Origin of the sequence: Halobaculum halobium, from assembly GCF_030127145.1 — an archaeon.
GTDB classification, from domain to species: Archaea; Halobacteriota; Halobacteria; order Halobacteriales; family Haloferacaceae; genus Halobaculum; species Halobaculum halobium.
Genome location: NZ_CP126158.1, coordinates 842946 through 861800 on the forward strand (window position 1 = coordinate 842946; position 18855 = coordinate 861800).

15 protein-coding genes are annotated in these 18855 nt (G+C 68.8%); 7 read left to right on the forward strand and 8 right to left on the reverse strand.

Annotated elements, in window-relative coordinates; translation table 11 throughout:
- Positions 1 to 87 precede the first annotated feature (87 nt).
- The 4 genes from ligA to P0Y41_RS04505 all read left to right on the forward strand — a co-directional run bounded on the left by ligA (position 88) and on the right by P0Y41_RS04505 (position 4043).
- The gene (gene ligA / locus P0Y41_RS04490) at positions 88 to 1965 is read left to right on the forward strand and encodes an ATP-dependent DNA ligase LigA (protein ID WP_284062775.1); all 1878 of its coding nucleotides are present in this window, start codon (positions 88 to 90) and stop codon (positions 1963 to 1965) included.
- A gap of 66 nt (positions 1966 to 2031) precedes the next feature.
- A complete protein-coding gene (locus P0Y41_RS04495; RefSeq protein WP_284062776.1) occupies positions 2032 to 2235 on the forward strand; it encodes a hypothetical protein in 204 nt (67 codons plus the stop codon).
- A 24-nt stretch (positions 2236 to 2259) separates the two neighbouring features.
- Positions 2260 to 3036, forward strand: a complete 777-nt coding sequence (locus tag P0Y41_RS04500; RefSeq protein ID WP_284062777.1) for an MBL fold metallo-hydrolase — start codon at positions 2260 to 2262, stop codon at positions 3034 to 3036.
- A 116-nt stretch (positions 3037 to 3152) separates the two neighbouring features.
- The gene (locus P0Y41_RS04505) at positions 3153 to 4043 is read left to right on the forward strand and encodes a DUF8108 domain-containing protein (protein ID WP_284062778.1); all 891 of its coding nucleotides are present in this window, start codon (positions 3153 to 3155) and stop codon (positions 4041 to 4043) included.
- A 10-nt stretch (positions 4044 to 4053) separates the two neighbouring features.
- Here the strand turns inward: P0Y41_RS04505 and P0Y41_RS04510 are convergent, their stop codons facing one another.
- Together P0Y41_RS04510 and P0Y41_RS04515 are read right to left on the reverse strand one after the other, a co-directional pair.
- Positions 4054 to 5163: a DNA topoisomerase IV subunit A gene (locus tag P0Y41_RS04510; RefSeq protein ID WP_284062779.1), complete on the reverse strand. Its 1110-nt coding sequence runs from the start codon at positions 5161 to 5163 to the stop codon at positions 4054 to 4056.
- 1 nt (position 5164) lies between these two features.
- The gene (locus tag P0Y41_RS04515) at positions 5165 to 7570 is read right to left on the reverse strand and encodes a DNA topoisomerase VI subunit B (RefSeq protein ID WP_284062780.1); all 2406 of its coding nucleotides are present in this window, start codon (positions 7568 to 7570) and stop codon (positions 5165 to 5167) included.
- 310 nt (positions 7571 to 7880) lie between these two features.
- Between P0Y41_RS04515 and gyrB the strand changes: the two genes are divergently transcribed.
- Entirely contained in the window at positions 7881 to 9815 is a 1935-nt protein-coding gene (gene gyrB, locus P0Y41_RS04520; RefSeq protein ID WP_284062781.1) for a DNA topoisomerase (ATP-hydrolyzing) subunit B, read from the forward strand.
- A gap of 52 nt (positions 9816 to 9867) precedes the next feature.
- A complete protein-coding gene (gyrA, locus tag P0Y41_RS04525; protein ID WP_284062782.1) occupies positions 9868 to 12366 on the forward strand; it encodes a DNA gyrase subunit A in 2499 nt (832 codons plus the stop codon).
- A gap of 99 nt (positions 12367 to 12465) precedes the next feature.
- Here the strand turns inward: gyrA and rocF are convergent, their stop codons facing one another.
- Together rocF and P0Y41_RS04535 are read right to left on the reverse strand one after the other, a co-directional pair.
- Positions 12466 to 13368: an arginase gene (gene rocF, locus P0Y41_RS04530; protein WP_284062783.1), complete on the reverse strand. Its 903-nt coding sequence runs from the start codon at positions 13366 to 13368 to the stop codon at positions 12466 to 12468.
- Positions 13369 to 13414: 46 nt separating this feature from the next.
- Positions 13415 to 14656, reverse strand: a complete 1242-nt coding sequence (locus tag P0Y41_RS04535; RefSeq protein ID WP_284062784.1) for an HAD family hydrolase — start codon at positions 14654 to 14656, stop codon at positions 13415 to 13417.
- A 169-nt stretch (positions 14657 to 14825) separates the two neighbouring features.
- Between P0Y41_RS04535 and P0Y41_RS04540 the strand changes: the two genes are divergently transcribed.
- A complete protein-coding gene (locus tag P0Y41_RS04540) occupies positions 14826 to 14951 on the forward strand; it encodes a hypothetical protein (RefSeq protein ID WP_284062785.1) in 126 nt (41 codons plus the stop codon).
- Positions 14952 to 14988: 37 nt separating this feature from the next.
- Here P0Y41_RS04540 and P0Y41_RS04545 read toward each other — a convergent pair whose 3' ends face one another.
- The 4 genes from P0Y41_RS04545 to pyrB form a co-directional block, all read right to left on the reverse strand.
- Positions 14989 to 15882 carry an alpha-amylase family protein gene (locus tag P0Y41_RS04545; protein ID WP_284062786.1) on the reverse strand — a complete coding sequence of 298 codons (894 nt, stop codon included), beginning with the start codon at positions 15880 to 15882 and terminating at the stop codon, positions 14989 to 14991.
- A gap of 299 nt (positions 15883 to 16181) precedes the next feature.
- Complete coding sequence (locus P0Y41_RS04550) at positions 16182 to 17021, reverse strand: DUF8054 domain-containing protein (protein ID WP_284062787.1); 840 nt, start codon at positions 17019 to 17021, stop codon at positions 16182 to 16184.
- 81 nt (positions 17022 to 17102) lie between these two features.
- On the reverse strand, positions 17103 to 17573 hold the full coding sequence (gene pyrI / locus P0Y41_RS04555) for an aspartate carbamoyltransferase regulatory subunit (protein WP_284062788.1): 471 nt from the start codon (positions 17571 to 17573) through the stop codon (positions 17103 to 17105).
- A complete protein-coding gene (gene pyrB, locus P0Y41_RS04560; RefSeq protein WP_284062789.1) occupies positions 17570 to 18535 on the reverse strand; it encodes an aspartate carbamoyltransferase in 966 nt (321 codons plus the stop codon). The genes pyrI and pyrB overlap by 4 nt, the downstream gene beginning before the upstream one ends.
- Positions 18536 to 18855 lie beyond the last annotated feature (320 nt).

An 18855-nucleotide genomic window follows, 5' to 3' on the forward strand; every position in this document is an offset into this window, starting at 1 on the left:
CAGCCGACTACGAGTCGACGAACGGTCGTGGCCCGCGGATGGGCGCGAGTCGTCGGAGTTATTCTCGCCGGCCGACTCCGGTCGGGCATGGAGTTCGACACGTTCGCCGAACGCGGCGAAGCCATCGCGGCCGAGCCGGGTGCCCTCGACACCGTGGCGCTCGTCGCCGACGCGCTCACGGCGGCCGGCGGTGCGACACCGGCCTCCGGCGGCGACACCGAAGGGGCCGGGCCCGCGGCGGACGACGATCTCGCGATCGTCGCGCGGTTCCTCCGCGGGGCGGTGTTCCCCGGGTGGGACGGGCGGACGCTCTCGGTGGGGCCGTCGCTGTGTCACGCCGCGCTGGCGCGCGCGGCCGGCGCGAACGTCACCGCGGGTGACATCGAGGATCGACTCGCCGAAACCGGCGAGATCGGCGCCGTCGCCGCGGGGCTCGATCTGGGCGGACAGACCGGTCTCGGGGCCTTCGCCGGCGGCGACGCGACCGGCGGGGCGGGAGACGACGACCTGACCGTCCGCGATGTGTACGACGAGTTGGTCGCCGTCGCGGAGGCGACCGGTGACGGCAGCGAGTCGTTCCGCGAAGACGCACTGTTCGGGCTGTTCACGCGCGCCGGCCCGGTCGAGGCGAAGTACCTCGCTCGGCTCGTCCTCGGGGAGATGCGGATCGGCGTCGGCTCCGGTACGCTCCGGGACGCCACCGCCGCGGCGTTCCTCGGCGCGTCCGTCACGACGCCGACGGAGGAGCGCGACGACGACGACGACCGTACCGGGGAACTGGTCGCGCTCGTCGAACGCGCGCTGCAGGTGACGAACGACCACGGGCGCGTCGCTCGGATCGCCCGCGACGAGGGCGAGTCGGGGCTGCGGGAGGTCTCGCTGTCGGTCGGCCGGCCGGTCCGGTCGATGCTCGCGCAGGCGGGCACCGTCGCCGACGCGCTCGACGCGTGGGACGCCGTCGCTGTCGAGACGAAGTACGACGGCGCGCGGGTACAGATCCACTACGAGGACCGCGTAGACGACGAGGAAGGCGAGGACGGCGCGACTCCCGCCGACCCCGCGGACGGGCCGGTCTCGATCTACTCGCGCAACATGGAGGACGTGACCGCCGCCCTCCCGGAGTTGGTCGAGCACGTCCGCGAACACGCGACGGCGCCGGCGATCCTCGACGGCGAGGCCGTCGCGGTCGACGACGACGGGGAGCCACTCCCGTTTCAGGAGATCCTCCGACGCTTCCGGCGCAAACACGACGTCGACCGGATGCGCGAGGAGGTGCGCGTCGAGCTTCGGGCGTTCGACTGCCTGCACGCCGGCGGCGACGATCTCCTCGACGCGCCGCTGACTGGGCGCCACGAGCGGCTCAGCGCGGTGTTGGGGGAGGGCGTCTCTGAGCTGCGGGTCTCCGACGACGCCGAGGAGATCGAGGCGTTCGAGGCGGCCGCGCTGGCGGCCGGGCACGAGGGCGTGATGCTGAAGCGCCCGGAGTCGACGTACGACCCCGGAAACCGCGGGAGGGAGTGGCTCAAACGCAAGCCAGACGTGGAAACCCTCGATCTCGTCGTCACCGGCGCCGAGTGGGGAGAGGGCCGGCGGGCGGAGCTGTTCGGCACCTTCGAGGTGAGCGTGCGTGTCGACGACGGCGACGGCGAGCGCGATGCCGACGAGTCCGTCGATTCCGGGGCCGCGTACGCCACCGTCGGGAACGTCGCGACCGGCATCACCGACGAGGAGCTGGCCGACCTCACCGAGCGACTGGAGCCGCACGTGCGCGCGGAGTCGGGTCAGAGCGTGACCGTCGCGCCCGAGGTGGTGTTCGAGGTCGGCTACGAGGAGATCCAGACGTCGCCGACGTACGAGTCGGGACACGCGCTGCGGTTCCCGCGCTTCCTCGCGGTCCGCGAAGACAAGGCGCCCGAAGCCGCCGATTCGCTCGCCCGCGTCCGGCGACTCGCAAGCGATGAGTGACGGGACGAGACGGCACGGCCGCAGCCGAGTGACAAGACACTACCCGAGGGCGGCCCTGCGGTCGATATGGATACACGCCGAATCGTCGCCGAGTACCCCCTGCAGGTGCTGCTCGCCGCCGCGACGCTCGCGGCGCTCGTCGCGACCGCCCTCGTCGCCGCCGGCGGGTCGACGGTCCCGACGACGCTTCGCCTCGCCGCGCTCACGACCGTTCTGTTCTTGTTCGCGGTCGGCTTCTCCGCCGGCCCGCTGGCGGAGCGGTACTTATAGACGCGTCCCGCCCGACCGACTGGTATGACGGTCAGACACGACGACCTGCGGGTCACGTGGTACGGCTACGCCACCGCGCGCATCGAAAGCGAGGACGGCACCGTCGCCTACACCGACCCCGGCCGCTACGGCGTGCTCACCGGCGAGTGGACCCCGCCCGGCGGCGGCAACCCGAAGGAGGCTGCCCATCCCCGCGCCACCGATCACCGTCCGATGGACGCCGATCTCGTCCTCGTCACCCACGACCATCACTACGACTCCGCGGGAATCGAGCGCGTCGCCGCCGACGACGCGACCGTCGTCGTGTACGATGGCGTCGACCCCGCGGGAATCGAGCGCGACGTGAAGCCGCTGAAGGACCTCCCGTTCGAGGTCGTTCGGGTCGACGAGACCGACCACGTCGCCGTCGACGGCGTCGGCGACGTGTGGTCCGTGCCGGCGTACAACGATCCGGACGGGCCGCACGCGAACGACGACGGCGCCGTCCCCCACCCGAAGGGACTGGGGGTCGGCTACCGCTTCACCGTCGGCGCGAACGACACCTCGGTGTTCTGGCCGGGCGACTCCGACGCGCTCGCCGCGTTCGCCGAACTCGACGCATCGCTGTTTCTCGCGAACATCTCCGGCTCCGTCTGCATGAGCGGCGCCGAGGCGGCGGCGCTCGCCGACCGGATGGACCCGGACCTCGTCGTCCCGATCCACTACAACACCCAGGCGTTCCTGGAAGCCGACTCGGCGTCGTTCGCAAGCGATGTGGCGAAGCGGGGGGTGCCGGTCGCGCTCGACGAGTCGGCCGAGTAGCGCCTCGCGCGCGTCGCCGCGGGGCTGGAGCCCGACAGGGTGCAACCGCGGTGAACCCACCTTACAGCGACACTGCACGCAAGCTACTTGTCGACAGCCGAGTGACTTCCCGATCGATGCCCTCCAGATCGTCGGCGGCCGGCCGCTCGCGCACCTGCGACGGCTGCGGAACCCGAATCGACCTCGAGGACCGGTTCTGTTCGTGCTGTGGCCGTCCGGTTCGTTCGAACGCGGACGGCCCACGCGGGCGCGAGTCACCCAGCGCGGAGGACCGCGCGTGGCTCCGGCGGCGCGTCGACGACCTCCGCGCGAACGGCTGGGAGTCTGTCGACGACGACGGCGAGCGGGTCGTCCTCCGCAAGCGCGGCGTCGGCCGGCTCCCGGTCCACGTCGTCTTGTTCCTGTTGACCGGCGGGATCGGTAACCTCCTGTACGCGCTGTATCGTTACACTTCGGGGGCGCCGCGCCGCGTGGTGTACGCCGACGGCACCGAACGGTCCCTCTCCGGCAACGGAGACGGCGGGCGTGACCTCGCCACCGTGACCGCCGCGGCCGTCGCCGGCCTGTTCGTGTTCGGCGGCGCCGTCTGGGTCGGCGCGGCCGTGCTCGCGAACCTCTCTGTGTTCGCCGCCGTGCTCGGGGCACTCGCGTTCGTCCTGTCGGCGCTGGTCGCGGTCGCGATCCCCCAGGTGGCCCGCGACGGGCTCGAATCGCCCGGGACGTTCGGTACGGCACAGACCGTCGCGCGCGAGCGCGTCCGCAACCCGCCGGAGCCGTGTGCCGACTGCGGCCGGCGGGTGTTTCGCGGAGAGCACCGCCGCTACGCGAGGCGGTTCTACGTCGCCGGGGTTCCGGTGCGGACGACGGCATCGGGCGAGAACGTCTACTGTGCCGACTGCGCCGACGAATCCGGCCGATCGCCTGTCGGCGACGACGTCGACGCGGAGTTGGCCCGACTGCGCGGCGACGGCGAGCGGGAGCGCGAACCGGCGTTCGAACGGCGGTAGGGCGGGCGCCTCAGAGCACGCCCATGTCCCCGAGCCGCTCGGGGAGGTACGTGTCGGTGACGAAGTCGAGGCCCTGTGCCGCCAGGGCCTGCTGTTCGGCCTTCTTCCCGATGTCGAGTTGGAGTTCGATCTGCTCCTCCCAGAAGTCGGTCTTGAAGCGTGGGTCCTCGAGTTCGGATTCCAGCGCGTTCACGTCGGAGTCCGCCAGCGGGTCCGTCGGGAGGTCGTAGTCGACGATGTCCTGGGGGCGGATGCCGACGTAGCGGGCCTCCGGCGTCGCGAGGTACTCCGAGAGGTGGGCGGACTTGATCGACCCGTAGGCGACCGAGCCGTAGATGCGGTACGACCAGGGGTCGCCGTCACAGAACACCACGACGGGCAAGTCGAGTTCGTCGTGCAGGCGCTTGGTGAGCCGCCGGGTCGCGCGGGCCGGCTGCCCCCCGAGGTGGACGACGATCGAGTCGTAGTCGACGTCGAAGCCGTTCTCGACGAGCCGGTCGCGCATGCCGCCGGTCTCGACGCAGAGGACGAACTCGGCGTCGTTGTCGAGGAACTCGATCGTGTCGGGGTTGTTGGGGATCTGATAGCCGCCCTGCCCGACGTCCTCCTGACAGTGGATGTCGCGGTCGCCGCGGCGCGTCTGCTCGCGGATCCGTAGCGGGCCCATCACCTTCGCGCCCGACTCCTCCGGGCGCATGTGGAAGTCCTCGCGAGTGACGCCCGAGACGATCTCGAGGTCCTCGATCAGCTGGTTCGACTCGTCTTGTGAGGTGAACTGCGCCTCCTCGGAGTCCCACGACTCCGAGAGGTAGTACAGCTCACGAAGGGTGGACGAGCGGTCCTCGTCCAGTTGCTGGGCGAGGAATTCGACGGCGTACACCGCCTTCAGGAGCTTTCGCGCGCCCCGGACCGAGTTGGCCGAGCGGGTGGAGGTGCGATCGCCGTACACCCAGACGCCCGCCTCCTCGTCGAAGACGATGTTGCTCTTCGTCCGCGTGGGAAGCGTCATCTCGGGGATGTCTCCGTGCTCGAACTGATCGTAGAACTCGGCCGCGAGGTCGATCAGCTGTTCGCGGGCCTTCTCCTCGTTCAGCTTGGTGTGGGGTGTGTCTGCGCTCATATCAGGCGTTCACGGTCAGCTTCTCGGTCTCGATGCCGTCGACGTTCACGTCGAAGTCGGCGTCGCCGGCGACGGTGTACTCCAAGACGGCCTCCTCGCCGCCCGAGACGGACGGGTTCCACTTCACGAACCACTCGCCGTCGAGGTCGACGACGGTCGCCTCCTCGGGCACGTCCGTCGGCTCCGCGGAGACGATGTCGGTCACGTCGGGCTCCTCCGTCCGGTCGGAGTGGTTTTCGACGATCAGGCGCACAGTGTCGCCCTCGCGCTCGCGTTCGACCCCGACGTTGTTCATGATGCGCGCCAGCGCCGAGTCGATGTTCGGGCGCTCGCGACCGGTCACCTCGGCGACCTTGTCGGCCATCTCGGGGAGAATCCGACCGAGCACGTCCTGCTTCTCGCGGCGCTTTTGCATCGAACGGCGCTTGTTCAGGTAGGTCTTTAGCTCGCGAGCGGCTTCCCGCACCGCGAGTTCGATCTCGTCTTCGATTGCCGGGATGTTCGCGAGCGCGTCCTTCGACTCGCTGGTGAACGGCACGTTCGTCGAGGCCACGTGGATCATGATCACCGCGGGGCCGTTGGGCATGCCGGAGCCGCCAGGCTGGTCGAGCCCGTAGTTCCGCCAGCCGATCCCCTTGATCACGTCCGTCGTGGCGCAGGCGCCGCGCTGGTACACCAGCGGGACGCGGTTGGCGAACCGGAGCAGGTCGGCCTGCCCGCCGTCTTCCAACTCGCCGCCGTAGGCGATGCCGGCCTCGACGATGAACGGGTCGCCGCCGTGGACCTCCGCGTCGCGCGTGGCGGCGGCGTAGAAGTCCGCGTCGAACTCCTTGCGGAGGCCCGCCTCGACGAGTTCGGCCGTGATCGGCGCGAGGCAGTCGGTCGGCGGCGCGAGGATGTCCGTCTCGCGCATCGACTCCAGTAGCTCGGAGGCGGTGTCGCGGTCGGCGGCCACCTCGCGTACCTTCGGCACCTCATCGGGGACGGTGACCATCCGCGACCACAGCGCCTCGACGACGTTCTCGCGGGCGGTCTCCCCGAACGTCGCGTCGTCGAACTCCTCGGTGTCGTCGGCCGCCTCGTCGACGAGCGTCGAGAGGTCCGAGTACGTCGCGCGCACTCGCTCGTCTGCGGCGGCGAACCGCCGGGCGAGCCGCTCGGCCATCCCGGCGACGACGGCGTCGTCCTTCCGAGTGGAGGTTGCCTCGTCGACGAGCCCGTACAGGTCGTCGGTGAGTTCGTCCTCGTCGGACTCCTCGTCGTAGGCGGTCATCGAGGCCCACGCGGCCCGGACGGCGTTGTCGCGGACCGTCGCCCCGAATCGAGTGCCGTACTCGTCCTCGGCGGCGTCGGCGACGCTGTCGACGATCCCGACGAGTTCGTGGTGGCTCGTGCGCTCGCGCTCGCCGAGCGTGCTCGCGACCTCGCCCGCGAAGAAGTCGGTCGCGTCGGCGCCCTTGTTCGACACCGCGTCGGCGACCGCGCCGGCGACGGCGTCCTCCTGGGCCGACCAACCCAGCTCCCGGCCGAAGTGGCGGTCGCGGAAGTTGTCGATCACCTTGTCGGCGGTTTTCTTCCCGACGCGGGTGAACTCCTCCTGCAGGAACCCCGAGACGGAGTAGCTCTCGGTCGCCTCCAGCATCTTGATCACCGTCCCGAGTTCGACTCCGTGCGGGTGCGGGCGGATCTCCTTCGTCTCGGCGGGCAGCTGGTCGGTGCCGCGCTCGAACTTCAGGGGCTCCTCGAGCCCTGGTTCGCGCAGTTCGAGTCGGGCGTGGGGGTTGACGACCGCGGTGTGTTTGATGTAGTCGTGAAGCTGCTGACGGGCGCGCATGTTCGCCTCCATCTCGATCTCGATGCGCGTGCCGTGCGTGCGGTCCCACGAGGTGGTGCGCTCGGCTTTGATCTCGGGCTCGTTCGTGTCCGTGTCGATGATCAGCTCGAAGTACTGCGCGTCGACCTCGCCCTTCGGCCGCGAGGTGATCTTCGCCGGCTTGCCCGAGGTGAGCTGGGAGTAGAGGACCGCCGCAGAGATGCCGATCCCCTGCTGGCCGCGCGATTGCTCGCGGGCGTGAAAACGACTTCCGTACAGGAGTTTTCCGAACACCTTCGGGAGCTGTGCCTTCGTGATCCCGGGGCCGTTGTCTTCGACGATCAGACGGTAGTAGTCGCCTACCTCTCTGATCTCAACGTAGATATCGGGACGGATGCCCGCCTCCTCGCAGGCGTCGAGCGCGTTGTCGACGGCCTCCTTGACGGCGGTGACCAGCCCGCGGGCGCCCGAGTCGAACCCGAGCATGTGCTTGTTCTTCTCGAAGAACTCGGCGATGGAGATCTCCCGCTGGCCCTCGGCCAGCTCGTCGGCGATCCCCTGGTCCTCGCCGAGTTGCGACTGGAACGACGTCATTCTCGTGGCAATCCCTATCCGACGTGGGGTTATAACCGTGTCCTCACCGCGGTGGAAGTGAACCCGCCGAACGCCCGCCGCGACGAAGGGAGCCGCGGGCAGACGAGGGCGCGGCGTCGGCGATCTATCGGGCGGACGACACTGCGATCGGCTGACCGCGCGTTCAGGCCGTTTGAGCCGCACACAGCGCGCGAAGGATCGACGCAAGGGGACGGGACGAGCGCGACCACCGGACGGTATCACGGGGCGCTCACGCGCGCGCGTGGGAGGACTTATAACCGGGGCTCCGTTAGGGGGCAGTAAGGTTCCTATGTCAGATTCAGGGGATAGTGAGTACGGTGCCGGGCAGATCCAGGTGCTGGAGGGCCTCCAGGCCGTCCGCAAGCGTCCGGCGATGTACATCGGTTCTACGGATTCTCGCGGCCTCCACCATCTGGTCTACGAGGTCGTCGACAACTCCATCGACGAGGCGCTCGCGGGGTACTGCGAAGAGATCGAGGTGACCGTCCACGAGGACGGCTCCGTCTCCGTCTCCGACGACGGCCGGGGCGTCCCGGTCGACACCCACGAGAAGTACGACCGGCCCGCCCTGGAGGTCATCATGACCGTCCTCCACGCCGGCGGGAAGTTCGACAACAAGTCCTATCAGGTGTCTGGGGGCCTCCACGGCGTCGGCGTCTCGGTGGTCAACGCGCTCTCCGAGCAGCTGGACGTCGAGGTGAAGCGCGACGGCGCCGTCTGGACGCACCGCTTCAACCGCGGCGAACCGGGCGAAGGCGCGTTCGAGCGCGTTCGGGACATGGACCCGGACGAGGAGACCGGAACGACGATCCGGTTCTGGCCCGACACGGACATCTTCGAGACGACCGACTTCGCGTTCGACACCCTCGCGAACCGCCTCCGCGAGTTGGCGTTCCTCAACGAGGGCGTCACGATCTCGCTCGTGGACGAGCGCGACGAGACGAGCGAGACGTTCCACTACGAAGGCGGCATCCGCGAGTTCGTCGAGTACCTCAACGAGACGCGGACGCCGCTGCACCGGGACGTCATCTACTTCGACGCCGACGAGGAGGCCGAAGACGGCGTCGTGCAGGTCGAGGTCGCGATGCAGGCGACCGACGAGTTGCAGGGGTCGGTCCACGCGTTCGCGAACAACATCAACACGCGCGAGGGGGGAACGCACCTCACCGGCTTCAAGACCGCGCTGACGCGGGTTGTCAACGACTACGCGAACGACAACGGACTCATCGGCGACCTCGACGGCAACCTCAAGGGCGAGGACGTCCGCGAGGGGCTCACCGCTGTCATCTCCGTGAAACACCCCGACCCGCAGTTCGAGGGCCAGACCAAGACGAAGCTGGGTAACTCGGAGGTTCGCGGCATCGTCGAATCGGCGGTCCACGAGCAACTCGGGACGTTCTTCGAGGAGCACCCCGACGTGGCCGAGACGGTCGTGAACAAGGCCGCAGAGGCGGCCCGCGCTCGCAAGGCGGCCAAGCAGGCCGAGGAACTCACCCGACGGAAGTCGGCGCTGGAGTCGACGGCGCTGCCCGGGAAGCTGGCCGACTGCCAGTCGCGCGAGCCCGAGGACTCGGAGCTGTTCATCGTGGAGGGCGACTCCGCGGGCGGCTCGGCCAAGCAGGGCCGCAACCCCGAGTTCCAGGCGATCCTCCCGTTGGGCGGGAAGATCCTCAACGTCGAGAAGCACCGGCTCGACCGGGTGCTCCAGAACGACGAGATCCGCAACATGATCACCGCCGTCGGCACCGGGATCGGCGACGAGTTCGACATCGAGGAGTCGCGCTACCACAAGGTCATCATGATGACCGACGCCGACGTGGACGGCGCGCACATCCGGACGCTCTTGCTCACACTGTTCTATCGCCACATGCGCCCGCTCATCGAGGCCGGCTACGTGTACGCCGCCCAACCCCCGCTGTACCGCATCCGCTACCGCGGGACCACCTACGACGCGATGACCGAGGCCGAACGCGAGGCGATCGTCGAGGAGAAGTGCGACGGGAACCCCGACCAGGTCCAGCGGTTCAAGGGGCTGGGCGAGATGAACCCCGAACAGCTGTGGGAGACGACGATGAACCCGGAGAACCGGGTGCTCAAGCAGATCACGATCGACGACGCCGCGGCCGCAGACCGCATGTTCAACGTCCTGATGGGCGACTCGGTCGAGCCGCGCAAACAGTTCATCAAGGAGCACGCCCCCGAGGCGGAATGGGTGGACATCTGATGCAGGTACCGCGTATGACGCGACACGACCACACGACGACTGAGGTGTATCGATGAGTTCCGACGTTCCCGACGTGGACCCCGACGACGTCCGAGCGGCCCAGATCGACCGCGTCCGCATCGAAGACGAGATGGAGCAGTCGTACATCGACTACGCGATGTCGGTCATCGCGGGTCGAGCGCTGCCCGACGTTCGCGACGGGCTGAAGCCCGTCCACCGGCGCATCCTCTATGCGATGCACGAGATGGGCGTCACCAGCAACACCAGCCACCGGAAGTCCTCCTCCGTGGTCGGCGAGACGATGGGTGATTACCACCCGCACGGCGACCAGGCCATCTACGACACGCTCGTCAACATGGCCCAGACGTTCTCGATGCGCTACCCGCTGGTCGACGGGCAAGGGAACTTCGGCTCGATGGACGGCGACCCGGCCGCGGCGATGCGGTACACGGAGGCCCGCATGGCCGACATCGCCCAGGAACTGCTGTCCGACATCGAAAAAGACACGGTCGACTTCTCCGCGAACTACGACGACCGCCTGACGGAGCCGGACGTGTTGCCGGCGGCGTACCCGAACCTCCTCGTCAACGGTTCGACCGGCATCGCGGTCGGGATGTCGACGAAGGTGCCGCCGCACAACCTCGGCGAAGTGATCGACGCGACGATCGAGTTGATCGACGACCCCGACGCGACGGTCGCAGACCTCATGGAGCACGTGGAGGGCCCCGACTTCCCGACCGGCGCCAACATCGTCGGTCGCAACTCCGTCCGCGAGGCGTACACGACCGGCCGCGGTCGCGTCCGCGTGCGAGCCGAGATGGACGTCGAGGAGTACGGCAACGACCGCCAGCGAATCGTCGTCACCGAACTGCCGTACCAGGAGAACAAGGCCCGCATCGTCGAGCGCATCGCCAACGACGTGAACGAGGGCGTCATCGAGGGCATCTCCGACCTGCGCGACGAGTCCGACCGCGAGGGCGTGCGCGTCGTCATCGAACTGAAGCGCGGCGCGAACGTCGAGGTGGTGAAAAACCAGCTGCTTGAGCATCACCTGGAGTCCACCTTCGGCGTCATCAACCTCGCGCTCGTCGACGGCCAGCCGAAGGTCCTGACCCTGAAAGAGACCCTGGAACACTACATCGACCACCGCAAGGAGGTCGTGACCCGACGCTCGCAGTTCGACCTCGAGGAGGCGGAGGACCGCGCGCACATCCTCCAGGGGAGGCTGAAAGCGCTGGAGAACGCCGAGGACGTCGTCGAGACGATCCGCGAGAGCGAGGACCGCGACGCCGCGAAGACGGCCCTCCGGAGTACCTTCGAGTTCAGCGAGGAGCAGGCCGAACACATCGTTCGGATGCAGCTCGGCTCGCTCACTTCGATGGAAGCCGCCGAGATCGAAGACGAGTACGAGGACGTGCAGGCGACCATCGAGCGCCTGAACGAGATCCTCGACTCCGAGCAGGAGCTGCTCGACGTGATCAAATCGGAGCTGCGCGATATCAAAGACAAGTACGACGACGACCGCCGCACCGGCTTCGTCGAGGACACCGGCTCCGTCACCCACGAGGACCTCATTCCGGAGGAGGAGTCGGTGGTCGTGCTCTCGGAGGACGACTACATCAAGCGGATGCCCGCGGCCGACTTCCGCGCGCAAAACCGCGGCGGTAAGGGGATCATCGGCGCCGACCTGAAGGAGGGGGATCGGGTCTCGTCGGTGTTCCTCGCCTCGACCCACGACTACCTCCTGTGTTTCACCGACCAGGGCCGCGTCTACCAGCTGAAGACGTACCAAGTGCCCGAGATGGGTCGCACCGCCCGCGGGAAGTCGGCGGTGAACGTGCTCGACCTCGACGGCGACGAGGAGTTGACGGCCGTCGTCAACACCGCCGATCTCACGGGCGACGAGTACCTCACGATGGCAACCGAGGGCGGCTACGTGAAGCGGACCGCCGGCGACGAGTTCGAGAACATCCTCTCGACGGGCATTCGCGCGATCAAGCTGGAAGACGGCGACGCACTCGTCGACGTGGAGGTGACCGACGGCGAACGCGACCTCGTGATCGGCACCCGCGGCGGCATGGCGATCCGGTTCGACGAGGACGAGGTGCGGTCGATGGGCCGCACCGCTCGCGGCGTCCGCGGGATCAACCTCACCGGCGACGACCGCGTCGCCGGCGTCGCCGCCATCGACGAGGACGAACACGACTGGGTGCTCACCGTGACAGCGAACGGCTACGGGAAGCGGACGGACCTGGCGGAGTACCGCACCCAGAGCCGCAACGGCAAGGGCCTCATCGACATCAAGACGAACGAGCGAAACGGCCCCGTCTGCGCCGTCGAAGCGGTCACGTTCGGCGACCACCTGTTCGCGATGAGCGCGGGCGGGCAGATCATGCGAACGCGCGTCGAGGACATCTCGACGATCGGCCGCAACACGATGGGTGTCACCGTGATGGACCTCGACGGGGGCGACACGGTCGCCGCTATCGACGTGCTTCCTGCCGAGCGCGTCTCCAGCGAACGGGCCACGGACACCCCGGACGACGAATAGGCGCGGAGCCGCTGTCGTCCGCTCGTTCTCCCGCCACACAACCGCGGTCCACTGGCGATTCCGTGTTCGCGCGAGGTCAGTCGGTCGAGGGGGCGGGAGTCACAGGATCCGCTTGCCGAACGCGCTGGCGGCGAGTTCGACCGCGAGTGAGGCAGTCTCGTTCGACTCGTCGAGGACGGGGTTCACCTCGACGACCTCCATGGAGCGGAGGCCGTCGGTCTCGGCGACCAGTTCCATCGCGTGGTGCGCCTCGCGGTAGGTGACGCCGCCGCGGACGGGCGTGCCGACGCCCGGCGCGATCGTCGGGTCGAGCCAGTCCATGTCGAGGCTGACGTGGACGCCGTCGACGCCGTCGCCGGCGACCGAGAGGGCCGCCTCCACCACGTCGGTGATCCCGCGCTCGTCGATGTCGGACATGGTGTACGCCGTCATCTCGGTGGCTCGGATCGCCTCGCGCTCGCTGTCGTCGAGCGCGCGCAGGCCCACGTAGGCGACGTTCTCCTCGCGCAGGCCGTGGGCGTTCGCCCAGTCGACGCCGTCCCACTCGGCGTGTCCGAGTGCGGCCGCGAGCGGCATTCCGTGAACGTTGCCGGAGGGGGAGGTCGTCGGCGTGTTGTAGTCGCCGTGGGCGTCGAACCAGACGGCGCCGATCTCGGCGTCGCGCGCGCTTCCGCACAGCGAGCCGATCGCGACCGAGTGATCGCCGCCGAGCACGAGCGGTGTTTCGCCGGCAGCGACGCTGTCGGCGACTCTGTCGGTGAGTGCGGTCGTGACCTCCTCGATCTCCTGCAGGAACTTCGCGTTCCCCTCGCTCGGCTGTCGGGCGTCCGGGTCCCGCTCCTCCGCGCGGGGCACCGTGAGGTCGCCGGCGTCGATAGCGTCGACGCCCGCTGACGCCAGCGCGTCCGAGAGGCCGGCATAGCGGATCGCTGACGGGCCCATGTCGACGCCGCGTCGGTCCTGGCCGTAGTCGGTCGGCGCGCCGATGATGCGGACGGTCATGCTCCAACGAGTGCCTGCGGGGGGCTTCAAACGGCTGGTTCCTCGCTCAATCGCTCCCGTTCAACTCCGCCAGGCACTCCCACGCGTACATCGTCCGGAGCACGTCCGATGCGGCGCCCGGCGCGAACACGAGGTCGTCGGTCCTCCGGACGTGCTCCAACACGTTCCGCGAGGAGTGTTCGGGCGCGGCTGCGACGCCGGAGTCGGTGTCCTCGGCCCACTCCATCACCCGGAGGTCGGACTTCGAGTCGCCCATGACGCAGACGAACGGGTCGTCCACGCCGAGTACGTCGAGCGACGCCTCGACGCCGGCGGCCTTGTGGAGGTCGGCGGCGGCAAGCTCGGCGGCGTCGGCGCGGTACAGCGCGACCTCCAGCCGGTCGAACAGCGACGCCGCCGCCTCCGGCACGTCGCCGTCGGCCGAGGCGCCGGCTCGATCGATCGCACCAGCGATCTCGGGGTCGTCTCCCGCGTAGTACGCCCGCGCGGCCGCCGGGCCGTCATCAAGGCCGAGGCGCTCGCCCGCGGCGCTCCCCACGAGCCCGAGCAGGTGGACCATCGCCTCGTCGATGACGGCCTCCGCGTCGTCGCTGCCGGTTTCGTGATTCGGCTTGAGCGTGACGTTGAACTCGTTGCCCTGGAGGTGACAGCCCCGGCGGACGCGCTCGGGCGCCTCCCGGAGCACGCCGTCCCGAACGTCGTCGACGACGCCGCGCACGTCGTCCACGAGATCGTCGTACAGCAGGCGCTTCGTGTCGGCGCCGCTGCCCGGGGTAAACACGCCCGCGCCGGCCTCGTACACGACCGAGACGTCGCCGGAGTGGACGAGTTCGTTACCCAGGCCCTGGATGAGGAAGCCCTTCACGTTCTCGAGCGTCTGCCCGGTGCAGATCACAAGCGGGACGCCCCGCTCGGCGAACTCGGTGAGCAGGTGAAGCGTCTCGCGGGGGATTTCGTTGTCCGTGTCACCCGCCGATCGCAGTGTTTCGTCAACGTCAAGCACGAGCGCGTTCAGCGCTCTGCCGTACTTCCCGTGGAGATCGAGCGCGGTGAAGGCCGACTCGCGGTCGGCCATCGACGCCACCTCCGCGAGCGTCGCCCCGCCGGCGCCGAAGGAGCGCTCGATACGCTCGCGCCGATCGGAGAGTTCGGCGTTCGCGTCGTCCCAACTGTCGAGCGCGACGCGCGAGTCCAGCGGCGGGAACAGGTCGACGAACTCCCGATACGCGCGGAGCGTCTCCGTGTCGAACTCCGCGTACAGCTCGTAGAGTCTATCGTAGAGAGTCATGAGCGGGCTACGGGAGGCTCGGTGAAAAGATTCACTCGCTACGCGAATACTGATGCGAGTCACGGGCGCGACGGTGGGTCGCGAGCGCGGTGTCGTGCGGGAAGCGAGCGCGGTGCGCGCACGGAGACCCCGCCGAGCGACCTTTGTGGTCTGGACCCGTGCGTTACGTATGGCTGATCAGGACCAGAAGAAAGAGACGGGCGGGTTGTTGTTCCTCCTCGCCGGCGTCGCCGGCGTCGTCTTCCTACTGACGATCGCCGTCATCTGGGCGCTCGCCTACGGGCCGCTGTCGTAGCGCGTCGCCTCCGCCACGCGAGGACGCGCCGCCTTCCTCACGCCGATTCGTCGAGGGGGTCGTCGTCGCCGTCTCCTTCTTCTTGGCCGCCTCCCTCTCCGTAGCTCCGGCCCTCTCGCGCGTCCGCCTTCATTCGACGAAGCGCAGCCACGGCCTGACTCGCGTCGTAGCCGAAGAACACGTCCTCGCCGTACTCGGCGGCGACCTCGGCGGCGTGATTCAGCTCGTCGATCTCGACGTTCACGGCGTACAGCTCGACCGAGAACGCGACGTCGAGTTCGGCGAGTCGGCTCTCGAACCCCTTCGCGATCGTCTCCAGCCAGTATGTCGTCCCGTAGTGAGTGTCGTACAGCGGGACGACGAACTCGTCGACGTGCGCGGCCAGCGCGTCCAGGTCGAGCCCCGCGCGGTCGTACAGGTGTCCCGGATACGGGTCGGGGTACAGCGTGAGGTACGTGTGCCCGGGGATACGCTCGGCCGCCTCCGCGACGAACTCGGTGATCACCTCGGCGCGCCACTCGGTCCACTCGTCGTGGCCGCTCTCGGCGAACTGCCGCTCGCAGCGGTCACACCGACAGAAGCCTTCACGCGGAAAGCCGACGTCGTCGAGCCGAACGTCGCCGTTGACGGTCGCGCAGTCCTCGACGATCTCCAGCAGCCCGCGACGGTACTCCTCGTGAGTCGGGCAGATGTACGCCCAGTCGAAGTACGGCAGGTCACGGGTGGCCGACCGACCGTCGGCGTCGACGGGCACGAGATCGGGGTTCGAGTCCGCGGCGGCGTTGTCTCCGAAACACGACACCATGTTCACGGCCGTCTCGATCGGCTCGGCCGAGCGGCCGGTCACGTCTTTCACCTCGTAGAACGCCACATCGAAGTCCGGCCACTCCGTCTCCTCTGCGTTGCGGGTGACGACGCCGTACTCGGTCATGGGGACGCTTGGCCGCTCGTGAGGGTACGTGTTTCGAAAGAATCGGGAGAACGAAGCGTCAGTGGAGCCGACCGGAGAGCAGTCGGCAGGTCGCGCTCAGTCCTCGCTCTCGACTTCGACTTCGACGGGTTCGCTGTCCGAACTGAAGAGGACGTACAGGAGCACGATGACACCGAACAGCACGACGAGTTTGGATTTGCCGGACATAGCCGAGTGTTCAGGCGGCGGGCACTAATCGTTTCCGCCCTGGGCTGGCCCGTCCTCGAGACCGGTTCCGGGATCGACACCGACGCCGGCGGTCACACGTCGGCATCGTCGCCGCGGTCGTCGAACACGTGTACTTCCGCATCGCAGTCGACACACGCGAGCACGTCTCGCGTCGGAGTGTCGTCGAGTCCCATCGTCCCGCCGCAGCAGCCGTCGGCGACGGTGCGCTCATCGAGGTCGCCGCCGCAGGCGGGACACTCGGGCGTGAACAGCCGCAGCGGCGTCGTCGCCGGCGCGCGAAGCGACGCCGGCACGTCCAGGCGCGCCATCGCGCGCACGGCGGCCACGTCGCCGGTGGCGTTCGTCGGCTGGAGCCAAACTGCACCCCCCTCGCCCTCGACGGCGACGCCGTCGTACTTTCGCTCGCCCGTCCCCTCGAAGGGGACGACCTCGGCGGTCGCCTCGACGAGGTCGTCGGGCGTCGCCGCCCGCAGCGTCTCCATCTCCTCGCGCCAGGCGGTCTCGAACGCCTCGGTCAGGTACAGCGCGTCGTCGCCACCCTCCCCTTCCTCGATCACGCCGTGGCGGAACATCGCGCCCAGCAGTTCCTGCGGGTCGGTGTCGGCGACGAGGTCGTCCGACTCCCGGCGGCGTTCGGGGTCGCCACCGTCGACGGCGACGTGGCGGAAGCGATCTTCCATGCCCAGCGACCGGACGAGATCCGGCGCGAACGCGGGCGTCCCGGGGACGACGTACCCCCGGAGGTAGACGAGCGCCGCGCCGACCGCGACCACGGGGACAGCGAGCGACCGTCGTCGCGTCGCGGCGACGGCGGCCGCGACGACGACGGCTGCGACGTTGAGGACGGTACACGGTCCGCACCGGTTCTCGCCGGTGTACTCGGGACGGCGGAGCGTGTCGATGAGACTCATGTCGAATCGTGGCGGGCCGAACGGAATAGGCGTTTCCGAAGCGGCGCCCGGTTCGACGCTCGACGAGCGATGGGGACGCCGTCAGTGGACGGCGAGGTGGTCGCCGATGTCCTCGCGGACGATCTCGCCGCAGAACTCACAGCGGACGCCGTCGTCGACGACCTCGAATGCGGACTCGACCGGCTCGTCGGCGTTCGTGATGCAGTTGTGGTTCGGACAGGTGAGCAACCCCACGACGTGCTCGGGGCGCTCGACGCGCTTCTTGTCGACGACCTCGAACTCGCGGACGATGTTGACCGTCGCCTCCGGCGCGAGCAGCGAGAGCACGTCGACTTCTCCCTGGCTCAGCTCGCGGTCCTCGACCTTCACGACGTCCTTCGTCCCGAGCTTGTCCGAGGGGACGTTCATCCCGATGGAGACGCCGACCCCCTCGTCGCCGTCGATGCCGAGGACCGCGAGGACGTTCAGCGCCTGGCCGCCGGTGATGTGGTCGATGACGGTCCCGTTGCGGATCTTCGAGATGCGGAGTTCGCGCTCGGGCGCGTCGCTCATCGGGATTCACCTCCGTCCGTCGCGGCGGCACCTCCGCCGGCGCCGCCGTCGTCGCCGTCCCCGAGCAGCCCGTCCAACAGCGCCATCCGCACGGGGACGCCGTTGTGCGCCTGCGCGAAGTAGGCGGCGTGCTCGGTCGCGTCCACGTCGGGGGCGATCTCGTCGACGCGGGGGAGCGGATGCATCACGGTGAGGTCGTCGCGGGCGCGCTCGAGCGTCTCCGCGTCGATCTGGTACTCGCCGGCGATCTGCTGGTACTCGTTCTCGTCCGGGAAGCGCTCGCGCTGGATCCGCGTGACGTACAGCACGTCCAGCTCGCCGAGCACCTCGTCGAGGTCGGTGTGCTCGCGGAGCCTCGCGCCGGCGTCGTGGAGGTCGAACTGGACGCCCCGCGGGAGCCGCAGCGACTCGGGGCTGATGAAGTGCATCCGCGCGTCGAAGTTGGTGAGCGCTGCGGCGAGCGAGTGGACCGTCCGCCCGTACTTGAGGTCGCCCATGATCCCGATCGTCAGGTCGTCGAGCCCGGCGCGCTCGCGTATCGTGTACAGGTCCAACAGCGTCTGGCTCGGGTGTTGGCCCGCGCCGTCCCCGGCGTTGACGACGGGCACGTCGACGAACTGCGAGGCGAGTTTGGCGGCGCCCTCGCTGGGGTGCCGGAGGACGATCCCGTCGGCGTAGCCCTCGATGACGCGAACCGTATCAGCCAGCGACTCGCCCTTCTTCACCGAGGACGACTCGACGGTCCCCATGTCGACGGTGTCGCCGCCGAGGCGCTGTATCGCGGTGTCGAAGGACATCTTCGTGCGCGTGCTCGGCTCGAAGAAGCACAGTGCGAGCAACGTGTCGGCGTACCGGTCGCTGACGGCGCCCGGATCGGCTGCGAGATCGGCCGCTCGGTCCAAGACGGCCTCGATGTCCTCCCGGGTGAGCTGGCCCGCCGAGAGGAGGTGGTCGTGACGCATTACTGGATACCGCGTCGCCGCCTCCCTTCAATCGCTCGGCTCGGGTATCCCGCCGCTGTCGTGCGGTTTTGCATAGGTGTGCACCCCGCCGACGCAGCGGTTTCGAGATTCGAAGCGTTCGATCGGCGCCATCCGGGGCGCTCCGAACGGCGTGCTCCCACGACAAGTTCGACTTGTCCAACAGTTCGGTACCCTTCGCAGTGTTCGCCATGTGCAGTGGCGACTGTCGCGAGCGGTCAATACGCCGGCTCGAGGTTCCAGCCTGGCAGCGAACGCGGCTCAAATCGGGGCGAGACAGCCGGTTGGAGGTATCTCACTCG